This window comes from Streptomyces sp. NPDC028711, from assembly GCF_055565415.1.
On the sequence record NZ_JBVHUJ010000005.1, the window covers coordinates 130,375 to 154,532 of the forward strand.

The 24,158-nt window shown below is 71.7% G+C and carries 17 protein-coding genes; 14 read left to right on the plus strand and 3 right to left on the minus strand.

Going from position 1 to position 24,158, the window contains the following annotated elements; translation table 11 throughout:
* Positions 1-248: 248 nt before the first annotated feature.
* Entirely contained in the window at positions 249-1,271 is a 1,023-nt protein-coding gene (locus ACZ4VK_RS18530) for a LacI family DNA-binding transcriptional regulator (protein ID WP_468353420.1), read from the plus strand.
* Positions 1,272-1,514: 243 nt separating this feature from the next.
* Here the strand turns inward: ACZ4VK_RS18530 and ACZ4VK_RS18535 are convergent, their stop codons facing one another.
* The 3 genes from ACZ4VK_RS18535 to ACZ4VK_RS18545 all read right to left on the minus strand — a co-directional run bounded on the left by ACZ4VK_RS18535 (position 1,515) and on the right by ACZ4VK_RS18545 (position 5,794).
* Entirely contained in the window at positions 1,515-2,195 is a 681-nt protein-coding gene (locus tag ACZ4VK_RS18535) for a D-Ala-D-Ala carboxypeptidase family metallohydrolase (RefSeq protein ID WP_468353663.1), read from the minus strand.
* A gap of 259 nt (positions 2,196-2,454) precedes the next feature.
* Positions 2,455-4,212 carry a glycoside hydrolase family 6 protein gene (locus ACZ4VK_RS18540; RefSeq protein WP_468353421.1) on the minus strand — a complete coding sequence of 586 codons (1,758 nt, stop codon included), beginning with the start codon at positions 4,210-4,212 and terminating at the stop codon, positions 2,455-2,457.
* A gap of 16 nt (positions 4,213-4,228) precedes the next feature.
* The gene (locus ACZ4VK_RS18545) at positions 4,229-5,794 is read right to left on the minus strand and encodes a cellulase family glycosylhydrolase (RefSeq protein ID WP_468353422.1); all 1,566 of its coding nucleotides are present in this window, start codon (positions 5,792-5,794) and stop codon (positions 4,229-4,231) included.
* A 271-nt stretch (positions 5,795-6,065) separates the two neighbouring features.
* On the opposite strand from ACZ4VK_RS18545, the gene ACZ4VK_RS18550 reads away from it, so the two are divergent.
* From ACZ4VK_RS18550 to ACZ4VK_RS18610, 13 genes are all read left to right on the plus strand, one after another.
* Complete coding sequence (locus tag ACZ4VK_RS18550) at positions 6,066-8,978, plus strand: glycoside hydrolase family 48 protein (RefSeq protein WP_468353423.1); 2,913 nt, start codon at positions 6,066-6,068, stop codon at positions 8,976-8,978.
* Between the two features lie 494 nt (positions 8,979-9,472).
* On the plus strand, positions 9,473-10,723 hold the full coding sequence (locus tag ACZ4VK_RS18555; RefSeq protein ID WP_468353424.1) for an ABC transporter substrate-binding protein: 1,251 nt from the start codon (positions 9,473-9,475) through the stop codon (positions 10,721-10,723).
* On the plus strand, positions 10,723-11,742 hold the full coding sequence (locus ACZ4VK_RS18560; protein WP_468353425.1) for a carbohydrate ABC transporter permease: 1,020 nt from the start codon (positions 10,723-10,725) through the stop codon (positions 11,740-11,742). The genes ACZ4VK_RS18555 and ACZ4VK_RS18560 overlap by 1 nt, the downstream gene beginning before the upstream one ends.
* A complete protein-coding gene (locus tag ACZ4VK_RS18565) occupies positions 11,739-12,620 on the plus strand; it encodes a carbohydrate ABC transporter permease (RefSeq protein WP_468353426.1) in 882 nt (293 codons plus the stop codon). Before ACZ4VK_RS18560 ends, ACZ4VK_RS18565 begins: the two co-directional genes overlap by 4 nt.
* 16 nt (positions 12,621-12,636) lie before the next feature.
* Positions 12,637-13,215 (plus strand): hypothetical protein, encoded by a 579-nt coding sequence (locus ACZ4VK_RS18570; protein ID WP_468353427.1) that lies wholly within the window; start codon positions 12,637-12,639, stop codon positions 13,213-13,215.
* A gap of 362 nt (positions 13,216-13,577) precedes the next feature.
* Positions 13,578-16,310 (plus strand): exo-rhamnogalacturonan lyase family protein, encoded by a 2,733-nt coding sequence (locus ACZ4VK_RS18575; RefSeq protein ID WP_468353428.1) that lies wholly within the window; start codon positions 13,578-13,580, stop codon positions 16,308-16,310.
* Positions 16,311-16,327: 17 nt separating this feature from the next.
* Complete coding sequence (locus tag ACZ4VK_RS18580) at positions 16,328-17,389, plus strand: rhamnogalacturonan acetylesterase (protein ID WP_468353429.1); 1,062 nt, start codon at positions 16,328-16,330, stop codon at positions 17,387-17,389.
* A 166-nt stretch (positions 17,390-17,555) separates the two neighbouring features.
* Positions 17,556-18,155: a DUF4328 domain-containing protein gene (locus tag ACZ4VK_RS18585; RefSeq protein ID WP_468353430.1), complete on the plus strand. Its 600-nt coding sequence runs from the start codon at positions 17,556-17,558 to the stop codon at positions 18,153-18,155.
* Between the two features lie 191 nt (positions 18,156-18,346).
* Positions 18,347-19,450: a LacI family DNA-binding transcriptional regulator gene (locus ACZ4VK_RS18590; protein ID WP_468353431.1), complete on the plus strand. Its 1,104-nt coding sequence runs from the start codon at positions 18,347-18,349 to the stop codon at positions 19,448-19,450.
* A complete protein-coding gene (locus tag ACZ4VK_RS18595; protein WP_468353432.1) occupies positions 19,431-19,970 on the plus strand; it encodes a SigE family RNA polymerase sigma factor in 540 nt (179 codons plus the stop codon). Before ACZ4VK_RS18590 ends, ACZ4VK_RS18595 begins: the two co-directional genes overlap by 20 nt.
* A complete protein-coding gene (locus ACZ4VK_RS18600) occupies positions 19,970-20,638 on the plus strand; it encodes a hypothetical protein (RefSeq protein WP_468353433.1) in 669 nt (222 codons plus the stop codon). Before ACZ4VK_RS18595 ends, ACZ4VK_RS18600 begins: the two co-directional genes overlap by 1 nt.
* A 189-nt stretch (positions 20,639-20,827) precedes the next feature.
* A complete protein-coding gene (locus ACZ4VK_RS18605) occupies positions 20,828-22,504 on the plus strand; it encodes a rhamnogalacturonan lyase B N-terminal domain-containing protein (protein ID WP_468353434.1) in 1,677 nt (558 codons plus the stop codon).
* A gap of 114 nt (positions 22,505-22,618) precedes the next feature.
* Positions 22,619-24,121 (plus strand): carboxylesterase/lipase family protein, encoded by a 1,503-nt coding sequence (locus ACZ4VK_RS18610; RefSeq protein ID WP_468353435.1) that lies wholly within the window; start codon positions 22,619-22,621, stop codon positions 24,119-24,121.
* The last annotated feature ends 37 nt before the right edge of the window (positions 24,122-24,158 follow it).

A 24,158-nucleotide genomic window follows, 5' to 3' on the forward strand; every position in this document is an offset into this window, starting at 1 on the left:
TCCCACGTCGTTGCCGGAAGGTTGCTGCCTGGCGGGTACGGGTGTCAAGACATGAACGCGGATTCGTTACCGGATGGTTTTCCGGGGGTTTCGCGGCCCGAGGCGCGGACGGTCGTATCACCTCCTGAACGCACGGTCGTGGCGCGAGGGCGCGGGAGGGGACTATTGTGGGAGCGCTCCCATCGTTCGTTCCGTTTCCTGCGGGCCATGGTGAGCTGCACGTTTCCTACGAGGGGAGTTCGGGAGTTGTGAGCGGACGGCAGAGCGGCAGACCCACCCTGGAGCAGGTGGCCGCCAGGGCAGGAGTCGGCCGGGGCACGGTCTCCCGGGTCATCAACGGCTCCCCCCGGGTGAGCGAGCAGACCAGAACGGCCGTCGCCAGAGCCGTCGCCGAACTCGGCTACGTCCCCAACCAGGCCGCCCGCGCCCTGGCCGGCAGCCGTACGGACGCGATCGCCCTCGTCATCCCCGAGGTCGAGGCCCGGCTCTTCGCCGAGCCGTACTTCCTCGACCTCATCCGCGGAGTCAGCGCGGAACTCGCCGAGGCGGACAAGCAGTTGCTGCTCACCCTGGTCCGCAGCGAACAGGAGCGGCAGCGCTTCGAGCAGTACCTCGCCGCCCAGCGCGTCGACGGTGTCCTGCTCGCCTCGGTCCACGGCGACGACCCGCTGCCCGACCGCATCAGGGAACTCGGCCTCCCCGTCGTCATGAACGGCCGCCGCGCGGAGGCCGAGCCCGTGCCGTACGTCGACTCCGACAACATCGGCGCCGGGCGCGCCGCCGTCGCCCGGCTTGTGGCGCGCGGACGGAGCAGGATCGCGACCGTCACCGGACCGCTCGACATGTACGTGGCACGTGCCCGGCTCGGCGGCTACCGGGCGGGCCTCGCGGAGGCCGGACTCGCGCCCGACGAGGCGCTGGTCTCGACGGGCGACTTCACCGAGGAGGGCGGCCGGCGGGCCATGCGGCTGCTGCTTGAGCGCAGTCCGGACCTGGACGCCGTGTTCGCCGCCTCCGACGTGATGGCGGCGGGCGCGCGCGGGGCGCTGCGGGAGGCGGGCCGGCGGGTGCCGGAGGACGTGGCCCTGGTGGGGGTCGACGACTCGCCGATCGCGCGGCTGATGGACCCGCCGTTGACGAGCGTGCGGCAGCCCATCGAGGAGATGGGCCGCACGATGGCGCGGATGCTGCTCCAGGAGATCGCGGGGACACCGGACGGCGCGGGCCGCCATGTCCTGCCGACGGAGCTGGTGGTACGGGAGTCCTGCTGAGCGGGGCGGTCGGCGTGGGGCGGGCGGGTGTCGTGGTCAGCGGGGCGGTCGGCACTCGGGTGTCGTGGTCAGCCGGGCGGGCGGCGCTGCGCCGTCGGGGGTCCTGCTGAGCGGTGCTGCCGGCGCTGGGCGGGCGGGTGTCGGTCGGGTGCGAGTCGGCGCCGCCGCGGATCGGTGGGGGCCCGCGAGGGAGGAGCGACGCGGGCCCGCCTCGGCGTGCCCGCGCTCCTCCCGGTGGCGTGGTCAGATGCCGCAGCTGGAGGCCGACCAGTAGCGGGTGGATCGGTGGTCGAGGTGGGTGTGGTCGGCGTGGCCCGGGTAGCCGGGGCCGAGGATGCCGTTGAAGCCGTGGCTGCGGGCCTGCTGGGCGAGCCGGCACAGCGAGTGCGGGCCTGCGCCGAGGTCGGCGGCGTCGCCGTACAGGTGGCGGCTCGACGAGGCACCGCCGACCGCGTCGTTGCAGGCGTGGCTGCGGAAGCCGCTGGTGACCCGGATGGGCTCGTCGCCGAGGGCGTGCCGGAGCGCCTCCAGCTTCCACATGGTGCGCAGGGCGTTGGACTTGGCGGTGGCCGCGGTCACCGCGCCTCCCGACCAGGTGGTGTTGCAGTCGTTCAGTTCGGCGTAGGAGAAGTGGATCGGGGTGCAGTCGTCGTCCTGGAGCCCGTAGATCTTCGAGAAGGTCGCGGGCCCCGCGACGCCGTCGGCGGCGAGGCCGTACGCGGTCTGGAAGCGCTTGACCGCGGCGACGGTCGCGGGTCCGTAGGATCCGTCGATCGCGAGCACGCCTCCGTATCCGGGGTAGCCGGCCACGCGGATCTGCAGCTGGGTCACATCGGCGCCGGTGGCGCCCTGGGACAGGGTGCGGGACCAGGTGTAGCAGCCGTCGGCCCGGGCGGTCCCGGCGGTGGCGACCACGCCCGCCATGCCGGTGACCAGGAGGGCGAAGGCGAGCAGGAGTCTGGGGAGAAGTGAACCGAGAGCGCGTCCGTGCATCGTGCGGGCCTCCATCGGGCGTTGATGTGAACCTGCCACGAGCAGACTGCTGGCTCCGGTCGACGCGCGTCAACCGCTCCGGAAGGCCGCCATTTGTCGGACCAATGGCGTTCACTCCGGGCACGCCGAGGTGCCGCACCCGTCCCGCCGGACGGATGCGGCACCGTGGGGGCCCAGGGCCCGTGTTCCCTTACAGCGCCGGGTGGGCGTTCTTCAGGAGCTCCTGGAACTGAGCCGAGAACCAGGCGCCCGCGAGCGGGGAGTCCGGCAGCGCGCCCGACATGCTGTTCCCGTTACGGGCGTTGCCCGTGTACGTCGGGTCGCACATCCGGTCGAAGCCCTTGCCCTCGGTGTTCGGGATCTCCTTGGAGGCGCCGTCGGACTCGCCCGGGGGCTTCATCCAGACGTACGCGTCGATGCCCGCGGCGGGCGCCGCCTGGGGCCGTTCGCCGAGACCGGCACCGGACTGGTTGCACCAGTTGCCGAGGTGGATGCGGCGGTCGTACTTGCCTCCGTTGACGTACGTGTCGACGCTGGTCAGCGCCCCCGGGCCGGTGGGCCGCTGGGTGCCGCCCCAGCCGTTGCGGGAGGTGTCGATCAGCATGCCGAGGTTGCTGTTGAAGCCGATCGAGACCAGCTTGTCGCGCATCGCCTGGGCGTACGACAGCTCGTCGGTGTACTGGTTCCAGTCGATCCACTTCGACGTGCGCACGGAGGTGCCGTTGACGGAGTCCGAGATCTTGAAGTGGTCCTCCTTCAGGGCGCTGTAGTTGGCGGTGTTGACGATGAAGCCGTGCACCTTGTCGACCGTGGAGCCCTCGGCCGTGGCGGCCTGCTTGAACAGCTCGGCGGAGGGGCCGAAGTTGCTGTCCCAGCCCAGCCAGCCGTGGTGACCGGCGTCGACGTAGTTGTAGACGTTGCCGATCGAGCCGAGCTTGTTGAGGGCGTAGCCGACGCCGGTGATGTAGTTGCCGTTGGCCTTCATGACGTCACAGTTGGGGGTGGCCGTCGGGCGGCCCGAGACGTTGGTGACCAGGTTGGGCAGCGAGTCGATCTCGACCGTGGTGACGATCCGCAGGCCCGCGTACTTGGGGTCGGCGAGGATCGCGGCGATCGGGTCGATGTACTCGGTCTTGTAGCGGCCGATCTCCGTCGGGCCGAGCTCGCCGTTGGAGGCGAGCGCGGCGCAGTCGCGGCCGGGCAGGTTGTAGATGACCAGCTGGACGACGAGTTCGCCGGAGCCCTTCTGGACCAGCGCCTCGTCGAGGTGGGCGCGCAGGCCCCTGGCGCCGGGGGTGCCGTTGATGGCGGCGATCCGGTCCATCCAGACGCCGGTGGGCTGGTTGGAGATCTTGGTGCCGCCCGGCTCGGCGGCGGCCTTCGCGGACCAGTCGGGGTTCACGTACACCTTGGCGCCGGCGTACGGGTTGTCGACCTTGGTGCCGGCCGGCGGAGGGGTCGTCGGAGGCGTGGTCGGGGGAGTGGTGGGCGGGGTGGTCGGGGGATCCGTCGGCTGCGTGGCGCCGTTGCAGACGACACCGTTCAGCTTGAAGGTCGCGGGCACGGCGTTGGTGCCGCTGTACGTGCCGTTGAAGCCGAAGGAGGTCGAACCCCCGCTGGCCAGGGCCCCGTTGTACGAGACGTTCTTGGCGGTGACGGCGGCGCCGGACTGGGTGATGGTGGCGTTCCAGCCCTGGGTGACCTGCTGGTTGCCGGCGTAGGACCACTCGAGGGTCCACGCGGAGACCGGGTCACCGGTGTTGGTGACGGTCACGTTGGCGCCGAAGCCGGTGCTCCACTGGTTGGTGACCTGGTAGTCGACCTTGCAGCCGGGGGCGGCGGCGCCGGCGGTGGCGGTGCCGAAGACGGTGGCGGTGGCGCCGGTGGCCGTGATGAGGCCGAGCGCCGCCAGGAGGGCGGTGCGGCTTGTGCTGCGGGTGCGGCTCATGCGGGTGGGGATCCTCTCAGGGGGTGAGGGTGCGCAGGTGGTCGCGCAGCCCGATGCCGAATGCGGTGGGGGTGCCGTCGTACGAACTGATCAGCGCGGGACCCGAGTTGCAGTTCCAGGTGTTCCAGGTCCAGCCCAGGTACGAGAGGCCGCGGTCGTCGAACCACTTCATGACGCGGTCGATGAACGCGTGTCCGCAGGTGTTCTCACCGATCTCGCCCGCCAGCAGAGGTACCTGGGCGGCTACCGGGGCGAGGGTGTCGTTCCAGCACGTCTCGGTGGAGCAGGTGTTGAAGTTGTAGACGTGCCAGGCGGCGGCGAGATTCGCCGCCGAATCCGTGGGGCGGTGCGTGAGCCACTGGCTCAGGTCGTTGGAGTACGCGATGCCCGGGACGAGGACGAGGTTCCTCGCCCCCGTGGCGCGGACGGCGTCAAGCAGGTCCTGCATGCCGGCGACCTCGTAGCCGATGCCGGGGCAGCTGCCTCCGTCGCGCCAGCAGGACCAGGCCTGCGCCGCGGTGGAGGTCGCCCGGTCCGGATAGGGCTCGTTGAACAGGTCGAAGACGACCCGCTTGTCGTTCTTGAACGTGTTCGCCACCGAGGTCCAGAACCCCGGGGTGTACTGGGCGTTCGGCATCGGCTTCTGGCAGGTGGCGTGCACGTCGGAGCAGCCCGAGGAGTTGCCGGTGTACTGGCCGTACGTCCAGTGCAGCTCGAGGACCGGGGTCATGCCGTGGGCGAGGACCCTGGTCACCAGGTCCTTGACCGCGTTGACGTAGTTCGCGCCGCGGTACTCGGGCTTGATGTTGTCCAGGCCGAGCCAGCACTCCTCGTTGAGGGGGATGCGGACCGTGTTGGCCTTCCAGTCGGCGATCGGCTTGACCGAGGCGTCGTCGACAGGACCGTCCCAGATGCCGTAGCCCTGGACGCACATGAACTCGCCGCCGGAGCGGTTGACGCCGAGGAGGCGTCGGACCGCGCCGTTCTGGTCGACGAACTTGTTGCCGACGACGCCCAGTTCGGGCGCGCCGGAGACCGGGGTCGGCGGGGGAAGGGTCGGCGGAGTCGTCGGGGGAGTGGTGGGCGGGGTGGTCGGAGGAGTGGTGGGTGGAGTGGTCGGGGGCGTCGTCGGGCCGGTCGGGGTCGGCGTCGGGGTGGTCCCGTCCGTGGAGCAGGGCGTGCCGTTGAGCGTGAACGCGGTGGGCGCCGTGTTGGCGCCCGACCAGGAGGCGATGAAGCCGGCCGAGATCTTCGCGCCCGTACCGAGCGCGCCGTTCCAGCTCTCGTTCACGACCGTGACGTTCGTCCCGGACTGGGTCCACTTGCCGCCCCAGCCCTGACTCACGACCTGGCCGGCCGGGAAGCCGAAGCCGAGGCTCCAGCCGTTCAGCGCGGCACTGTTGTTGGTGACGGTGACGGCACCCTGGTAGCCGCCGGCCCACTGGCCGACGACCGAGTACTCCACCGTGCAGTCGGGTGCGGCCGCGGCTCCTGAGGCCGTACCCATGAGGGCGAACGCGGTGCTCGCCATCGTGAGCGCCACTCCGGAGAGCAGCGCGGACAGACGTGGGGGATGTCGCATGAGCGAGTCCTCGCAGCGAGGGCACACCCCTGACGGTGTGCCGACCGGACGGATTCGCTCCCACTGGTCGGGCAGACCGTAGCGTCAACAGACGCCAAGCAAAAGAGGGGTTGGGTAAATTCCCTCGCCATTCGCCTTCGACTCTTCGCGCATCTTGACGCCGTTGCGTCCCAACTGCACAGTGGGAGCGCTCCCACTGGTTCAGAGCTTGTCTCCATGCACGTTCGCTCTTCGCTCCCCCGCCTCCCGAGCCGCGAGGAGAACCACCCGCATGCCACGCCTACGAGCACCATCGAGACCACGTCTGCAGCTGACCGCACTCGCCGCGGCGCTCTCCCTTCCCCTCGGCCTGACGGCCGTGGGCGCCACCACGGCCCAGGCGGCCGCGGTCCAGTGCAGCGTCGACTACAAGGCGAACGACTGGGGTTCGGGCTTCACCGCCGAACTCACGCTCACCAACCGGGCCACCGAGGCCCTGAACGGCTGGACGCTGACGTACTCCTACGCCGGCGACCAGAAGCTCACCAACGGCTGGAGCGGCGTCTGGTCGCAGTCCGGCAAGAACGTCACCGTGACCAACGCCTCCTGGAACGGCACCGTCGCCGCCGGCGCGGCCGTCACCACCGGCGCCCAGTTCACCTACAGCGGGGCCAACGCCGCCCCGTCCGCCTTCGCGGTCAACGGCACCCCCTGCACGGGTGCCCACCAGCCGCCCGTCGCCGTCCTGACCAGCCCCACCGCCGGGGCGACCTACTCCCAGGGCGACGCGGTGCCGCTCGCCGCCACCGCCGCGGCGGCCGACGGCGCCACCGTGAGCAAGGTGGAGTTCTACAGCGACACCACGCTCCTCGGCACCGACACCACCGCGCCCTTCACCCACAGCGCGGCCGGTCTCGCCACCGGCGCCCACTCCCTCTACGCCAAGGCGTACGACAGCCTCGGCACCTCCGCCGAGTCGGCGCCCGTCGGCATCACCGTCGCCGCGGGCCCCGCGCTCGTCGCCTCCCCGAGCCAGCTCGGGGTGCGCCAGGGCGCCACCGGCACCTTCGACCTGAAGCTCTCCACCGCCCCGACCGCGAACGTCACGGTGAGCGTCGCCCGTACCTCGGGCAACACCAACCTCACCGCGACCCCGGCCGCGCTCACCTTCACCCCGGCGAACTGGAACACCGCCCAGAAGGTGACCGTCGCCGCCGCGGCCACCGGCACCGGCTCCGCCGTCTTCACCGCGACCGCCCCCGGCCACGCCAAGGCCGAGGTCACCGTCGCCCAGCTGGCCGCGGACTCCACGTACGACGCCCGCTTCCTCGACCTCCACGGGAAGATCACCAACCCGGCCAACGGCTACTTCTCACCCGAGGGCATCCCGTACCACTCCGTCGAGACCCTGATCGTCGAGGCCCCCGACCACGGGCACGAGACGACCTCGGAGGCGTACAGCTACCTCATCTGGCTCCAGGCCATGTACGGCAAGATCACCGGCGACTGGACCAAGTTCAACGGCGCCTGGGACATCATGGAGAAGTTCATGATCCCCACCCACGCCGACACCCCGACCACCGGCTCGTACAACCCCTCCAAGCCGGCGACGTACGCCCCTGAGTGGGACCTGCCCTCGCAGTACCCGGCCCGGCTCGACTCCGGTGTGACCTCCGGCTCCGACCCGATCGCCGCGGAACTCAAGAGCGCCTACGGCACCGACGACATCTACGGCATGCACTGGATCCAGGACGTCGACAACGTCTACGGCTTCGGCAACGAGCCCGGGAAGTGCTCCGCGGGACCGACGGCGACCGGCCCCTCGTACATCAACACCTTCCAGCGCGGCCCGCAGGAGTCCGTCTGGGAGACCGTCACCCACCCGACGTGCGACAACTTCACGTACGGCGGCAGGAACGGCTACCTGGACCTGTTCACGGGCGACGCCTCCTACGCCAAGCAGTGGAAGTTCACCAACGCCCCCGACGCCGACGCCCGCGCCGTCCAGGCCGCCTACTGGGCCGACCTCTGGGCCAAGCAGCAGGGCAAGGGCACCCAGGTCGCCGGCACCGTCGGCAAGGCCGCCAAGATGGGTGACTACCTGCGGTACGCCATGTTCGACAAGTACTTCAAGAAGGTCGGCAACTGCGTCGGCCCGACGGCCTGCCCGGCCGGCACCGGCAAGAACAGCGCCCACTACCTGATGTCCTGGTACTACGCCTGGGGCGGCGCCACCGACACCTCGGCCGGCTGGTCCTGGCGCATCGGATCCAGCCACGCCCACGGCGGCTACCAGAACCCGCTGGCCGCCTACGCGCTCAGCGAGTACGCCCCGCTCAAGCCCAAGTCGGCGACGGGCCAGGCCGACTGGGCGAACAGCCTCGACCGGCAGCTGGAGTTCTACCGCTGGCTCCAGTCCGACGAGGGCGCCATCGCGGGCGGCGCCACCAACAGCTGGCAGGGCCGCTACGCCACCCCGCCGGCCGGCACCCCCACCTTCCACGGCATGTACTACGACGAGAAGCCCGTCTACCACGACCCGGCGTCGAACCAGTGGTTCGGCTTCCAGGCCTGGTCGATGGAGCGGGTCGCCGAGTACTACCAGCAGACCGGTGACGCAGCCGCGAAGACCGTCCTCGACAAGTGGGTCTCCTGGGCCCTGTCGAAGACCACGATCAACCCGGACGGCACCTACCGCATCCCCTCCACCCTCCAGTGGTCCGGCGCTCCGGACACCTGGAACGCGGCGAACCCCGGCGCCAACGCCGGCCTGCACGTCACCGTCGCCGACTACACGAACGACGTCGGCGTCGCCGCCGCCTACGCCAAGACCCTCACCTACTACGCGGCCAAGTCCGGCCACGCGGAGGCCAAGCGGGTCGCCAAGGCGCTGCTCGACGGCATGTGGGCCCACCACCAGGACCCGCTGGGCGTCGCGGTCGAGGAGACCCGCGCCGACTACAACCGCTTCGACGACCCGGTCTACGTTCCGAACGCCTGGACCGGAGCCATGCCGAACGGCGACGCGGTGAACAGCTCTTCCACCTTCGCCTCGATCCGCTCCTTCTACCAGGACGACCCCGCCTGGCCGAAGATCGAGGCCTATCTGGCGGGCGGCGCGGCCCCCGTCTTCACCTACCACCGGTTCTGGGCCCAGGCGGACATCGCCCTGGCCATGGGCTCGTACGCGGAGCTGCTCGAATAGCAGCCGCCCCGCACGGAGAGAGGCTCCGCGTACGACGAAGGCCGGGTGGACCCCCCAAGGGGCCCGCCCGGCCTTCGGGCATGCCCGGGGGTACTTCGCGGAGGCCTGATCCATTGACGGCCGACGACGACGCTCCTACGTTCTCGTTCGGAGACACGACCGCTGGTCGAGATATCGAACGCGCCGACGAATCGGATGTACCGGATGGACCGGATGTGTCGGAGGAGGGGGATTCGCCTGTCACGCGCCGAAACCGTCACGCCCGCCGCCCGCGCCCCGACACGTGGGCGGGACGGGCTTGAGCGGTTCATATTGAATCCTTTCACAAGGGTGGGGGTGGTTCACAGCTCGAAGCGCTTCGAAAGATCCTGTCCGAAGCGTTGACGTGGCTGGCGGGCAACCCTACTTTGTCCCAGCAAGCGCTTTCCTGAAACGTTCCATTAACGCGCGGAGGACGAACTGTGCGTACTCAAGGCACTGTTGACCGTCGGAGCATGCTGAAGGTCGCGGGCGGCTCGCTCGCGGCTCTCGGTCTGACTGCGGCGGGCTGTGGCACCGGCTCGGGCTCCGGAGACGGCACCGTCACCATTCGGTACAGCTGGTGGGGCTCGGAGGACCGGGCCAAGCGGATCAACCAGTCGATCGCGCTCTTCGAGAAGAAGTTCCCGAAGATCAAGATCAAGACCGACTTCCAGCCCTACGCCGACTTCTGGAAGAAGTTCAACACCCAGGCCTCCGGCGGCAACACGCCCGACGTCTTCCAGAACGCCATCGGCTTCCTGCGCAAGTACGACGCGAAGAACGTCCTCCTCGACCTGCGCGAGCAGGCCGCGGCCGGGAACCTCCGCCTCGACGGCTTCCGGGCCGGCCTGGAGAAGTTCGGCGAGGTCGACGGCAAGCTGCTCGGCATACCCGTCGGCAGCAACTCGATGGCCCTCGTCGTCGACCAGACCGTCCTCACCAAGGCCGGCGTCGCCCCGAAGCCGGGCTGGACCTGGGACGATTACCACGCGGCCCTCGCCAGGATCCACGAGACCCAGGGCCGGGCCGGCGACTCCGGCCCGTACGGGATCATGTACCTGTACGACCTCTACCTGCGGCAGCACGGCAAGGCCTTCTTCACCACCTCCGGCCTCGGCTTCACCGAGGCCGATCTGACGGACTGGTGGACCAAGGCCTCCGCGCGCGTGAAGTCCGGCGTCTACGCCGACCCGAAGAAGACCATCCCGGTCAAGCCCAAGTCGGCGGTCACCGCCGAACTCGCCGCCGCCGAGTTCACCTGGGACAACTTCGCCGTCCGCTACACCTCCGAGGGCAAGAGCCAGTACGGCCTCGCCCCCATCCCCACCACGGACGGCCGCAAGACCGGCCAGTACCTCGGCTCCCTCATGCTCAGCGGCTCCCGGCGCACCAAGCACCCCAAGGAGGTCGCCCAGTTCATCGACTTCATGGTCCACGACCCCGAGGTCGGGAAGATCATGGGATTCGACCGGGGCGTCCCGGCCACCGAGGCCCAGTTCCAGGCGTACGTCCCCGCGGACGAGGTCGGCAAGCAGATCGCCGCGTACGAGAAGCAGCTCGTCGAGACCCGCGTCCTCGAGCCCATCACACCGCACCCGGCCGGCGCCGACGTGTGCGAGGCCGCCTTCATGCGGCTCGCCGAGGAGATGTCCCTGGGCAAGCGGCCGGTCGCGGACGCGGTGAAGCAGTACTTCACCGAGGCGAAGACGGCGCTCTCCTCCTGATGGACGCCGCCGTGACCTCCGCACCGAACCCCGCGCCGGCGACCCGGCCGGACGTGGCGACCGCACCCGCGGACGCCGCGTCCGGCGGGGGACGCCCGCGCCGGAAGCCCGCCGGCGCCGAACGGAATCGGGCCCGCCGCGAGAACCTCGCCGGCTACCTCTTCATGTCCCCCTGGATCGCGGGATTCCTGCTGCTCACCGCAGGACCCATGATCGCCTCGCTCTACTTCGCCTTCACCGACTACAACCTCTTCGACGCCCCGAAGTGGATCGGGTTCGACAACTTCACCGAGATGTTCGGCGACCCCCGCTGGCGCACCTCCGTCGAGGTGACCAGCTGGTACGTGGTCATCGGCACCCCGCTGAAACTGGCCGCCGCGCTCGGCGTCGCCCTGCTGCTCAACCAGAGCCGGCGCGGACAGGGCTTCTACCGGGCCGCCTTCTACGCGCCCTCGCTCATCGGCGCCAGCGTCTCCATCGCCATCGTCTGGCGCGCGATCTTCTCCGACGGCGCCCCCGTCGACCGCGCCCAGCAGCTCGTCGGCCTCGACCCCGGCGGCTGGATCGGCGACCCCGACCGCATCATCTACGCCCTGGTCGCGCTGACCGTCTGGCAGTTCGGCGCCCCGATGGTCATCTTCCTGGCCGGCCTCAAGCAGGTGCCGCGCGAGCTGTACGAGGCGGCACAGGTCGACGGGGCGAGCCCGTGGCGGAGGTTCTGGAGCATCACGCTGCCGATGATCTCCCCGGTGCTCTTCTTCAACGTCCTCCTGGAGACCATCCACTCCTTCCAGATCTTCGGCTCCGCCTACATCATCGGCAGCCAGGGCAACGCCTGCGGGCCGGCCGACGGCACGCTCGTCTACACCTGCTACCTCTACATCCAGGGCTTCGAGAACAGCCGGATGGGTCTCGCCTCGGCGATGGCCTGGATGCTGCTGCTCGCCGTCGGCCTGGTCACGGCGGTGCTTTTCTGGTCCCAGCGGCGCTGGGTGCACTACGAGGAGGGGGGCCGATGAGCCTCGCACGCACCGGCACGCGCACCGGCATCCGGCTCGGAAGGCCGCGCACGGCGGGTTCGGTCGCCTGGCACCTCGGAGCCCTGGCCGTGCTCGCGGTCATCCTCTACCCCGTGGTGTGGGTGATCGGCGGCTCCTTCAAGCCGAACGACGAGATCGTCGGCAGCCTCACCCTCTTCCCCGGCGACCCCATCACCGACAACTACCGGCGGCTCGCCGACGGCATCGCCGACATCCCCATCTCCACGTTCTTCGGCAACTCCCTCTTCCTCGCCCTCGGTTCGGTCGTCGGTGTGGTCGCGTCCAGCTCGCTCGCCGCGTACGCCTTCGCCAAGATCGGCTTCGCGGGCCGCGGACTGCTCTTCACCCTGATGATCGGCACGCTGCTGCTGCCGTACCACGTGCTGCTCATCCCGCAGTACGTGCTGTTCCAGAAGCTCGAACTCATCAACACGTACACGCCGTTGCTGCTCGGCAAGTACCTGGCGACGGACGCCTTCTTCGTCTTCCTGATGCTCCAGTTCATGCGCGGGCTGCCGAGGGAGCTGGACGAGGCCGCCCGGCTCGACGGCTGCGGGCACCTGCGGACCTACTGGTCGATCGTGCTGCCGCTGTGCAGGCCGGCCCTCATCACCAGCGCCATCTTCACCTTCATCAACGCGTGGAACGACTTCATGGGTCCGATGATCTACCTCAACGAACCCGAGAAGTACACGGTCTCGCTCGGTCTGAAGATGTTCGTCGACCAGGACGGCGTCGCCAACTACGGCGGCATGATCGCGATGTCGCTCGTGGCGCTCCTCCCGGTCGTGGCCTTCTTCCTCGCCTTCCAGCGGTACCTCATCGACGGCATGGCCACGTCGGGTCTGAAGGGCTGAGGGGGTGGCCGGCGAGATGAGGACGCGGTTCCTCGCCCGGTTCGGGGTCTTCGCGGAGTGCCTCCTGGTGGGGGTGTGGATCGCCGTCGCCGCACTGCCCCTGGTGACGCTTCCGGCGGCGCTCGCCGCCGGCGCGTCGCACCTGCGGCGCTGGACCGGCGACGAGGAGGCCGGCCTGCGCTTCTTCGCCGCGGACCTGCGCGGGGCCCTGCGGGGCGGGGGCTGGTCGGCGGGCCTCGCCTACGGGGCCGTGCTCGCCCTGGTGGGCGCCGACCTCGCGCTCGTACGGGCGCTGTCCGTGCCCGGCGGGCGGGCCGCGGGGGCCCTCGCGATCCTCGCGGCGCTCTGGCTGACGGTCACCCTCCTGCGGGCGGCCACGGCCTGGCGCCCGGACCTGCGCTGGCGGCACCTCCTCGGCCCCGCCGCCCGCCGCGCGCTGCGCGACCCGGCGGGCTCCCTCCTCGTCGTCTGCGGCCTGGCGGTGATCGCCGCGTCGGCGTGGTTCTCCGCACCACTGGCCCTGCCGGCCCTTGGCATCCTCGTCGCCTCGACGCTGGCGGCAGAACGCCGCCTGGCGGTACCGACGGCGACCTGATCCACCCTCCCGGGGCTGTGGGCGCCGCCCCCCCGTTGTGGGCATCTGTTCCGCTGGGGCGGAACGGGTGGGCACAACGGACGGCGCCCCTTGCCGGGCCTAGGCTTCCGCGCCTGTACCCGCACCCGGTGTGCGCCGCACAAGTCGGTGCGGGTCCAGGCACAGGGGCGGAGGCGCCCGCCGAAGGGCGCCGTCCCGTGTGCCCACCCGTCCCGCCCTGCGGGACGAATGCCCACACGGTGGTGGGTCCGGGTCCCCCCCCAGGTCCGCCGCCCAGTGGCCTCATGGTCGCGCCCACCGAGGCCCCCCCATCCCCCCGCTTCCGCAGGCATGCCGTCGGCATGCCCATGAAAGGAGTTCCCGTGTCCTCGATACCTCGCCGCTCCCTCCTCAAGGCCGCCGCCGTGGCCGGAGCCGCCGCGCAGTTCAGTTGGGTCCTCGGGCGCGAGCAGGCGCAGGCCGCCCCGGCCGCCGAGGCGGCCGGGGAAGGGCGGCCCGCGACCGTCACCTGGCTGGAGCCCGGCGGGCTCGGCGCCGCCGCGGGATCGACCTTCGGTGCCGCCTGGCCCAAGGGCGCGCACCCGGGCGACCAGGCCTTCGCGCTCACCACCGCCGACGGCGGATCCGTCCCCGTGCAGACCTGGACCACCGCCCGATGGCCCGACGGCTCCCTCAAGTGGACCGCGCACGCCGTCGGACCCGAGGCCGCGGGCGCCGAGCGCTTCACCCTCGCACCCGGCACGCCCGCCACCGCCGCGAAGACCGTCTCCGTCACCGAGACCGGCCGCCGGATCACGATCGACACCGGCACCGTCCGGGCCGTCGTCTCCAAGGACGGCGGGAAGCTCGTCGAGTCCGTCACCCGCGACGGCGTGAAGATCGCCACCGACGGCCGACTCGTGCTGCTCCGCCAGAGCGACCTCGACGACGGCGACCAGGGCAACGCCAAATGGGAGCGGTTCGACGGCGAGATCTCCGGCGCCGTCGTCGAACAGACCGGCCCCGTCCGGGCCGTGGTCCGCGTCGACGGCAAGCACCGCAAGGGCAGCCGCAGCTGGCTGCCGTTCTCGGTCCGCCTCTACTTCTACGCGGGCTCCGAGTCCTTCCGCATGGTCCACACCATCACCTACGACGGCGACCAGAACAAAGACTTCATCCGCGGCCTCGGCGTCCGCTTCACCGTCCCCATGCGCGACGCCGCCTACGACCGGCACGTCCGGATCGCCGGAGAGGGCGCCGGATTCCTCACCGAGGCCGTCCAGGGCATCACGGGACTGCGCCGCGACCCCGGCGCCGCCGTCCGCACCGCCCAGGTCAAGGGCGAGAAGCTGCCCGACCCGGCGACCTGGGACCAGCGCGTCACCACACGTATGCAGTACGTCCCCACCTGGGGCGACTACACCCTCTCCCAGCTCTCCGCCGACGGCTTCGCCCTCCGCAAGCGCACCAAGCCGGGCCACGGCTGGATCCCGGCCGGCGGCGGCCGCCGCGCCAGCGGCTTCGGTTACGTCGGCGGTGTCACCGGCGGACTCTCCTTCGGCCTCCGGGACTTCTGGCAGAAGCACCCCGCCCAGCTGGACATCCGGGGCGCGGCGGGCGACGAGGCCGAGGTCACCCTCTGGCTCTGGTCGCCCGAGGCCCAGCCCATGGACCTGCGCTTCTGGCACGACGGCATGGGCCAGGACAGCCACCCCGAACAGCTCGAGGGCCTCAACATCACCTACGAGGACTACGAACCCGGCTTCGGCACCCCCTACGGCATCGCCCGTACCAGCGAGCTGATGTTCTGGGCCAACGCCGCCACCCCCACCGCCGACGCCCTCGTCGCCCAGTCCGCCGCCGTCCGCACACCCCCGCAGCTCGCCGTCAGCCCCGAGGACCTCGTCCGCGCCAAGGTGTTCGGCGGACTGTTCTCGCCCGTCGACCGCTCCACCCCCGCGAAGGCGAAGATCGAGGACCACCTCGACTACCTCTTCACGTACTACAAGGACCAGGCGGAGCAGCGCCGTTGGTACGGCTTCTGGGACTACGGCGACATCATGCACACCTACGACGAGGACCGGCACCAGTGGCGGTACGACGTCGGCGGCTACGCCTGGGACAACTCCGAGCTCTCGCCCGACCTGTGGCTCTGGTACGCCTATCTGCGCTCGGGCCGCGCCGACGTCTTCCGCTTCGCCGAGGCCATGACCCGCCACACCGGCGAGGTCGACGTCTACCACCTCGGCCAGTGGGCCGGCCTCGGCACCCGCCACGGCGTCCAGCACTTCGCCGACAGCGCCAAGCAGCAGCGCATCTCCACCGCCGTCTACCGGCGCCCCTACTACTTCCTCACCGCTGACGAACGCGTCGGCGACCTCATGCACGACCTCGTCGACTCCGACGAGACGTTCCTCGTGCTCGACCCCATCCGCAAGATCCGCACCGAGCCCTACACCCCCGACCGCCACGCCCTCTCCATCGGCTTCGGCACCGACTGGAGCGGCCTCGCCGCCGCGTGGCTCACCGAGTGGGAGCGCGGCGGCCCGAAGGCCGCCAAGGCCGAGACCCGGCTCCGCTCCACCATGGAGACCATCGCCGCGCAGCCCAACGGTTTCGTGCAGGGCACCGGTCTCTACGACCTCGACACCGGCCGCTTCGCCGTCGCGACCGAACCCGTCGTCGGCGTCTCCCACCTCTCCGCCATGTTCGGCCTGGTCGAGATGTGCGCCGAGCTCATCGACCTCATCGACCTGCCGGAGTTCAAGGAGGCCTGGCTCGACTACTGCCGCTACTTCAACGCCTCCAAGACCGAACAGGCCGCCCGCTACGGCAAGAACTTCGGCACCCTCCTCCTCTTCCAGGGCCACTCCCGCCAGGACGCGTACGCGGCGGCCCAGCTGAACGACACCAAGCTCGCCCAGCGCGCCTGGGCCAAGTTCGACAAGAGCGACGGCTATACAGCTGCCATGGTCTGGGACAAGACCCCCGTCCAGGGCTCCGACGCCCTCGAACCCGGCTACGAGCACCTCTGGATCAGCACCAACACCACGGCCCTGTACGGCCTGGCCGCCATCCAGAACCTCGCCCTCGTCGGCGACCACCTCCCCAAGTGACCCCAGGAAGGCCCACGATGAGAAGGACCGCACTCCTCACCGCCGCGGCGACCCTGCTCGGCGCCCTCGCCGTCGCACCCGCCGCCCACGCCGACGGCTCAAACGGCGGCCCCTACGGCCAGGGCCTCGACCACTGCACCGCCACGGCCACCGGGGCCCTCGCCTGCCACTTCGACGTGGCACCGGGCACGTACGACGTCACCCTCACCCTCGGCGGGGACACCGCCGGCGCCACCGCCGTCACCGGCGAGACCCGGCGCGCCCTGCTCGCCGAGACCGCCACCGGGGCGGGGGAGCGGCTCCGGCGCTCCTTCACCGTGGACGTCCGCGACCCGGAGGGCGAGCCCACCGGGGCGGCCGGAAACCCGGGTCTCGATCTGGTCCTCGGCGGTGCCGCACCGCGCGTGACCTCGCTCCGGATCACCCCCGCCCCCCGGGCCCACCGGCTCTTCCTCGTCGGCGACTCCACGGTGTGCGACCAGCCGGGGGACCCGTACAGCGGCTGGGGGCAGATGCTGCCCGCGCACCTGAAGCGGGGGATCGCCGTCGCCAACCACGCCGACTCCGGCGAGAGCACCGTCACCTTCCTGGCGAACCCGGCCCTGTTCGACCGGGTCGAGGCCGCGATCAGTCCCGGCGACCCCGTCCTGATCCAGCTCGCCCACAACGACAAGCAGACGGACGCGGCCACCTACCGTGCCAACCTGACGACCCTCGTCGAGCGGGTACGCGCCCAGGGTGGCGAACCGGTCCTCGTCACCCCGATCGTCCGTCGCTGGTTCAACGCCGACGGCACCCTGAACAACGGCACCGCCCTCCTCGTCAACGGCCTCGGCGTCGACCACCCCGCCGAGATCCGCGCGCTCGCGGGCTCTCTCGGTACGCCGCTGATCGACCTCACCGCCCTCACCAGGGCGCGGGTCGAGGAGCTGGGGCCCGAGGCGTCCAAGGCGCTCTACCTGACGGCCGAGAAGCGGGACAACACCCACACCTCGGTCCGAGGGGCCACGGAGTACGCGGCCCTCGTCGCCGGCGAACTGCGGACCCGGGGCATCCTCCCCGCCCCGCTCTTCCGCTGACACCTGATCCGACGCGGAGTCGGACAACCGGGGCCGCGGCGCCACCCCGTGCGACGCGGCCCCGTCACCCCCTGGCCAGCGGACGGGAGCGCCTCTACGATGCCGAAGATCATCACCCGCCGTGGCCGGACCACGGCGGCGGCACCACACTCCGGGGGGAGCGTCCATGGACGCCTACAACGTGCCCGTCGGGCCCGCGGCCGTGCGCGGGCCCCGCTACAGATTCCGCAACCCGGCCGGACCGGCGCTCATCGTCCAGTCGCTGATCGCGACCCAGGCCATCACCGACGTCTACGTCATCGCGACCGGGGGCGAGGACTCGCCCTGGCTCGCCGAGGACATGGTCCCGCTCCCCGCCGTGCTCCAGGTGGCGTGCTGGATCTCGTTCCTGGTCTGGTTCCACCGCGTCCGCTGCAACGCCGAGGTCCTCGCCCCCGGCAGCCACAAGTACAGCCCGGGCTTCGCCCTCGGCGCCTGGATCATCCCGCTCGCCATGTGGTGGCTGCCGCGCCGCATCACCCTGGACATCCGCCGGGCCGGCGGCCCGCCACGGGACGCCTGGCTGATCAACGCCTGGTGGTGCGTCTGGCTCTGCGACGGCCCCCTCTCGGTCGCCTTCCACCTCCTGGTCCTCGGCCAGACGGACTACCGCAACCCGGTCGACCAGAGCCTCGACATCCTGTGCGCGATCCTCGCGGTCGCCGTCATCCGCAGGGTGACGGCCGACCAGCCCGCCGGCCCCCTGCCGTACTTCAACATGACCTGAGCCACGGCCTGAGACATGGCCTGAGACGCGGCCCGAGACACGGCCCGAGCCACGACCTGAGCCATGTTCCACGGCACGGTCTGACGCGCGGGCCCGTGCCCCGCCTGGACAGCCCGCCGAGCGGCCGCTTAGGGTCGGGGTCCGAATCACCTACGGGCGCCGGACGCCCGGAACTGCCCAGGAGCGCGCACGTGGTCACCCTCGCCGATGTCGCCCGCCACGCCGGGGTGTCGGCCAGCACCGTCAGCTACGTGCTCAGCGGCAAGCGCTCCATCTCCGCCCCCACCCGCGAGCGGATCCAGCACAGCATCGACACCCTCGGCTACCGGCCGCACGCCGGCGCCCGCGCGCTCGCGAGCAGCAGGACCGACATCCTCGCCCTCATGATGCCGCTCCGCACCGGCCTCTACGTGCCGGTCATGATGGAGATCGCGATGGCCGTCACCACCACGGCCCGCTCCCACGGCTACGACGTCCTGCTGCTCACCGGAGAGGAGGGCCCCGAGGCCGTCCGCCGCGTCGAGGGCAGCGCCATCGCCGATGCCATGATCGTCATGGACGTCGGGATCGACGACCCCCGGCTCCCCTGCCTCCGGGAGGCCGAGCGGCCCGCCGTCCTCATCGGACTCCCCGCCGCGTCGGCCGAGGACGCCGACACCGCCGGACTCGACTGCGTCGACCTCGACTTCGAGGCCGCCGGTGCCCGCTGCGTCGAGCACCTCGCCGGCCTCGGCCACACCCGCGTCGCCGTGCTCGGCGAACCGCCCGCCGTGTACGAGCGGGGTACGGGCTTCGCCGCCCGCACCCTCACCGGACTGCGCGCCGCCGCGGCCGCCCACGGCGTCGGGCTGCTCCACCGGCCCGTCGACGGCACCTACGCGGCCGTCGCCGCCGCCGTCACCCGCGTCTTCGAGGAACGCCCCGGCACCACGGGCCTCGTGGTCCAGAACGAGGCCGCCGTCGAACCGCTGCTCGCGCTCCTGCGCCACCAGGGCCGCGCCGTTCCCGAGGACGTCTCGGTCGTCGCCATCTGCCCCGACCAGGTCGCCGTCCACGCCTCCGTACCGCTCACCGCCGTCTCCGTACCCGCCCAGGAGATGGGGCGGCTCGCCGTCGAGCGGCTCGTCCAGCGGCTCTCGGGGGAGCACCCCCGGGGCACGGAACTCATCCCGCCCCGGCTGACCGAGCGCGCGAGCACGGGCCCCGCCTCACCCGGCGAACCGGGCTCGCCCGCCGCTCCGGCATCCCTCCCCGTCTCCCCCTCCGAGGACCGTCGTGGTCACGGCGGACACTGAAGCCGGCGACAGCGCGACGGAGTTCCGGGTGTTCTTCGAGCGCCACTACGCCGAACTCGCCCGGCTCGCCCATCTGCTGACCGGCGAGACCGACGCCGCCGACGACCTCGCCGCCGACGCCATGCTCGCCCTCTGGCACCGCTGGGACCGGGTCCGCGCCGCCGACCACCCCGCCGCCTACGCCAGGGGCGTCGTCGCCAACCTCGTCCGCACCCGGATCCGGGGCACCGTCCGTGAGCGCCGCCGCGTCGCCGCCTTCTGGGACCGGCGTCCGGACCACGTCGAGGACCCGGACGTGCCGGCCGTCGTCGACGTGCGGACGGCGCTGCGCGCCCTGCCGTTCCGCAAGCGCGCCTGCGTCGTCCTCCGGCACGCCTTCGACCTCTCCGAACGCGACACCGCCCTCGCGCTCGGCGTCTCTGTCGGTACGGTGAAGAGCCAGACCGCCAAGGGCATGGCGGAGCTCCAGCGGCTGCTCGGCCCCCGGGCCGCCACCGAACTCGCCGCGGGGAGGCACTGATGGACGAGACTCGGGTCCGCCGCGAGCTGCGGGAGGCGGCGCTCGCGCACCGGCCCGACCACGCCCGCATCCTGGCCCGCGTGGAGCGCGGCCTGGCCGCGCCCCCGGCGGCCCGCCCGGTCCGGCCGGCGAGCCGCTGGAACGGCCGGCGGTGGACGGCGGTCGCGGCCGTGACCGCGGCCGTCGCCGGTGCCGTCGGCCTCGGCGGTCTCGCGGCGACCCGCCTGGGCGACCGGCCCGCGGGGCCCGCCGCCACGGTGCCCGCGCCCGGCCCGGCGGCGCGGGTCGCCGCCACGCTCGACCCCGGCAGCAACCGCTGGTGGGCCCAGAGCGACCTCGCCCTGACGACGGACACGCCGGTCACCGGGCTCACCGTGGAGCTGCGGATCGCCCGTACCGCCGGTGTGGTGAGCACGGGCCACTGGCGCACCCGCCCGGCCGAGGACTTCACGGTGACGGTGGACCAGGAGCCCGGGGCCCTGGTCTACCGGTGGATCCTCAAGCCGGGCCGTACGGTCCCGCCGGGCCCCCATGTCTTCGCGGGCCAGTACAACCACGCCGAAGGGGTACGGGACGCCTCGGCCGACACGTACACCGTGGTCCTCACGGGCGGCGACGGCGGCCGGTCCACCCTGCGGGGCGACTTCGGGGCGGCCTCGGCGAAGTGACCGGCGGGCGGCGATAGCAAACGCTTTCCCCGGGGGCTGTCCCGAACGGTAGGAGTGCCCCTCGGATGAGTCAACGGCGCTAACAAACAAGCCTCTTGAAACGTTTCGAGCCATCCGGCAACCCCCCACGCCTCCGGCGGCGACCTAGTGCTACCTCCCCCACACCCGTACCGAAGGAGCCGCACGCCGATGAGCTCGTACGACACCTCCGCACAGCCCCTGCGCCGCCGCACCCTCCTCGGGGCCGCCGTCGCCGGCACGGCCGCCGTCACCGCCGGCCTCGCGTCCGGCACCGCCGCGGCCGCCGGCTTCGGCTGGAGCGACGACGGCGCCCACTACGTCGTCGACACCGGCGCCGGCCTGGTCTTCAAGGTCTCCAAGTCGACCGGCGACCTCACCTCCCTCGTCTACAAGGGCAAGGAGTACGAGGGGTACGGCGGCAAGCACTCGCACGTCGAGTCCGGGCTCGGCGCCTCGACCGTCACCCTGGCGCAGACCGGTTCCACCGTCCTCGTCACCGTCGTCCACGGCACCCTCCGCCACTACCTGGCGGCGCGCTCCGGACGGAACAACGTCTACCTGTGGACCGACAAGGCCGACACGTCCTTCACGGCCACCCGCTTCATCGCCCGCCTCAAGCCCGGCATCTTCCCGAACGAGGGCCCCGACTCCTGGGTCGAGGGCGCCGACACCGTCATCGAGGCAGGGGACGTCTGGCGGCGCGCCGACGGACAGACCCGGTCCAAGCACTACTCCGGCGTCCGCGTCATGGACTACGACCACATCGGGTACAGCAACGGCTCCGTCGGCCTCTGGATGGTCCGCTCCAACCACGAGAAGGCCTCCGGCGGCCCCTTCTACCGCTCCCTGCTCCGGCACTCCAACGAACTCGGCGTCGGCCTGTACGAGATCCTCCACTACAACCAGTCCCAGACCGAGCCCATGCGCTTCGGCCTCCAGGGCCCGTACATGCTCGCCTTCACCGACGGCGGCACCCCCGACCCCGCCCTCTTCGCCGCGAACCACGACACCGGCTGGGTCGACGGCCTGGGCATCCGCGGCTGGGTCGGCGCCGCGGGCCGGGGACGGGTCGCGGGCGTCGGTCTCCAGGGCATGGCCGCGGGGCACGCGTACACCGTCGGCTTCGCCAACGCCGACGCCCAGTACTGGGCCCGTGCCGCCGCCGGAACCGGCGCCTTCTCCTGCCGGGGCATGCTCCCCGGCACGTACACCCTCACCGTGTACAAGGGGGAACTCGCCGTCCACACCGGCACGGTGACCGTGACCGCCGGCACCGCCACCGCGCTCCACACGATCACCCTCGCCAACGACCCGAGCACCGCGCCCGCGCTCTGGCGGATCGGCGACTGGGACGGCACCCCCGGCGGGTTCAAGAACGCCGCCCTCATGACGGTCGCCCACCCCGCCGACGTCCGGGCCGCGCCCTGGACCGGGAACGTCGTCCTCGGCAACGGCGACGTGACCGCCTCCTTCCCCTGCTACCTGTGGAAGGACGTCAACGACGGCCTCCTCGTGTACTTCCGGCTCACCGCCGCCCAGGCCGCCGCCGCGCACACCCTGCGGATCGGGGTCACCACGGCTCTCCTCAACGGCCGTCCCCGGGTGACCGTCAACGAATGGGTCTCCGCCATCCCCCTGCCGCCCGACCAGCCCTCGACCCGCTCGCTGACCACCGGCTCCTACCGGGGCAACAACCACACCTTCACCTACGTCGTCCCGGCGAGCGCCTGGAAGACCGATCCCGGTCAGTACAACGTGCTCCGGCTGAACGTCGTCAGTGGATCCACCGGCACCGGCTTCCTCAGTGCCGGCACGGCGATCGACTGCATCGACCTGCTGCCCTGATCCGCCCTGATCCACCCTGATCACCGGCACGGGCACGCATTGACATCACCGGTGTGTCAATCGCCATGATCTTGGTGTTGGTGCCGCCGGGGGCCGCGCTGCCAAGCTGCCTCCATGGACATCTTCAAGACGACCCACGGCGCGGTGCGGGGCTTCCGGGCCTCCACCGACGTCGTCGCCGCACTCGGCATCCCCTACGCGGCCCCGCCGTTCGGCGCCCACCGCCTCCGGGAGCCCGCCCCGGCCTCCGCGTGGACGGGAGTGCGGGACTGTACGGCCTTCGGCCCCGTCGCCCCGCAGTCGGCGGAGCTGCCCGGGGCGCCCGTGTGGTCGCCGGGAGACGAGGACATCCTCACCGTCAACGTCTGGACGCCGGTTCCGGACGGCGGCGCCCTGCCCGTCCTGGTCTGGATCCACGGCGGCGCCTACACCTTCGGTTCCTCGGCGCAGCCCGACTTCGACGGCGTCGCGCTCGCCCGCGCCGGTCTGGTCGTGGTCACCCTCAACTACCGTCTCGGCTTCGAGGGCTTCGGTCACGTCCCCGGCGGCGGAGCCGACCATCCGGACAACCGGGGCCTGCTCGACCAGGTCGCCGCGCTGCGCTGGGTCCGCGACAACATCGCCGCGTTCGGCGGCGACCCGGGGAACGTCACGGTCGCCGGACAGTCCTCCGGGGCCGCCTCGGTCGCCTGCCTCATGGTGATGGACCGCGCCCGCGGCCTCTTCCACCGGGCCATCGCCCACAGCCCGGCCAGCCCCTGCCACCCGCTCGGCGTCGCCGCCTCGACGACCCGCGAGGTGGCCGCCGCCGCGGGCTGCCCGGGCACACCGGAGGGCCTGGTGTCGGCGACTCCCGAGGCCCTGGTCCGCGCCTCCGACCAGGTGGTCGACGGCTGTCGGCGGGACCCCTCCTCCGGGTCCCGGTACTACGACCCGGTGCTCTACGCGCCCGTCCTCGACGGGGACGTCCTGCCCGTCGACCCCCTCACCGGAGCGGCCGAGGGGCTGGGTCGGGGGATCGACCTGCTCGTCTGCCACACCACGGAGGAGTACTGGCTGCTCGACGCCGTCGGCAGCAGCGCGAAGGTCACCACCGAGGAGCAACTCGAGCGCTTCGCCGCCGACTTCGACCTCCCCGACGGTCTTGTGGCCGGCTACCGCGCCGCGCTGCCCGAGGCCCCGGTGCTCGACGTCTACCTCGCCGTCTTCGGCGACCTCCTCTTCGGGGAGTACGCCCACCGGCTCACCGAGCTCCACGCGCGCGCGGGCGGCCGGGCGTTCCTGTCGCGCTTCGACCGCCGGCGCACCGGTCCCGACGGGCCCGTGCGCGCCTGGCACTGCGCGGACATCCCCTTCGCCTTCGGCAACGTCGACAAGGAGGAGCTCGCCTTCCTCATCGGCGGCGCCCCCACCGGCGAGGACCACGAGCTCGCGCGCCGCATGGTGCGCGCGTGGGCCGACTTCGCCGCCACCGGGGACCCGGGCTGGCCGGCGGCCGACGGCTCCGCCACCCACGCCAGGACATGGCGCACCGCCGACGCCCCCGGCGACGAGGCCGAGCCCGCCTCCCTCCGCGCCCTGTGGACGGAGGCCCGCTTCCCCCTCCTGGCACCGTGAACGGGAGACCACCGGACCCCGCGAGGAGGCCCGGTGG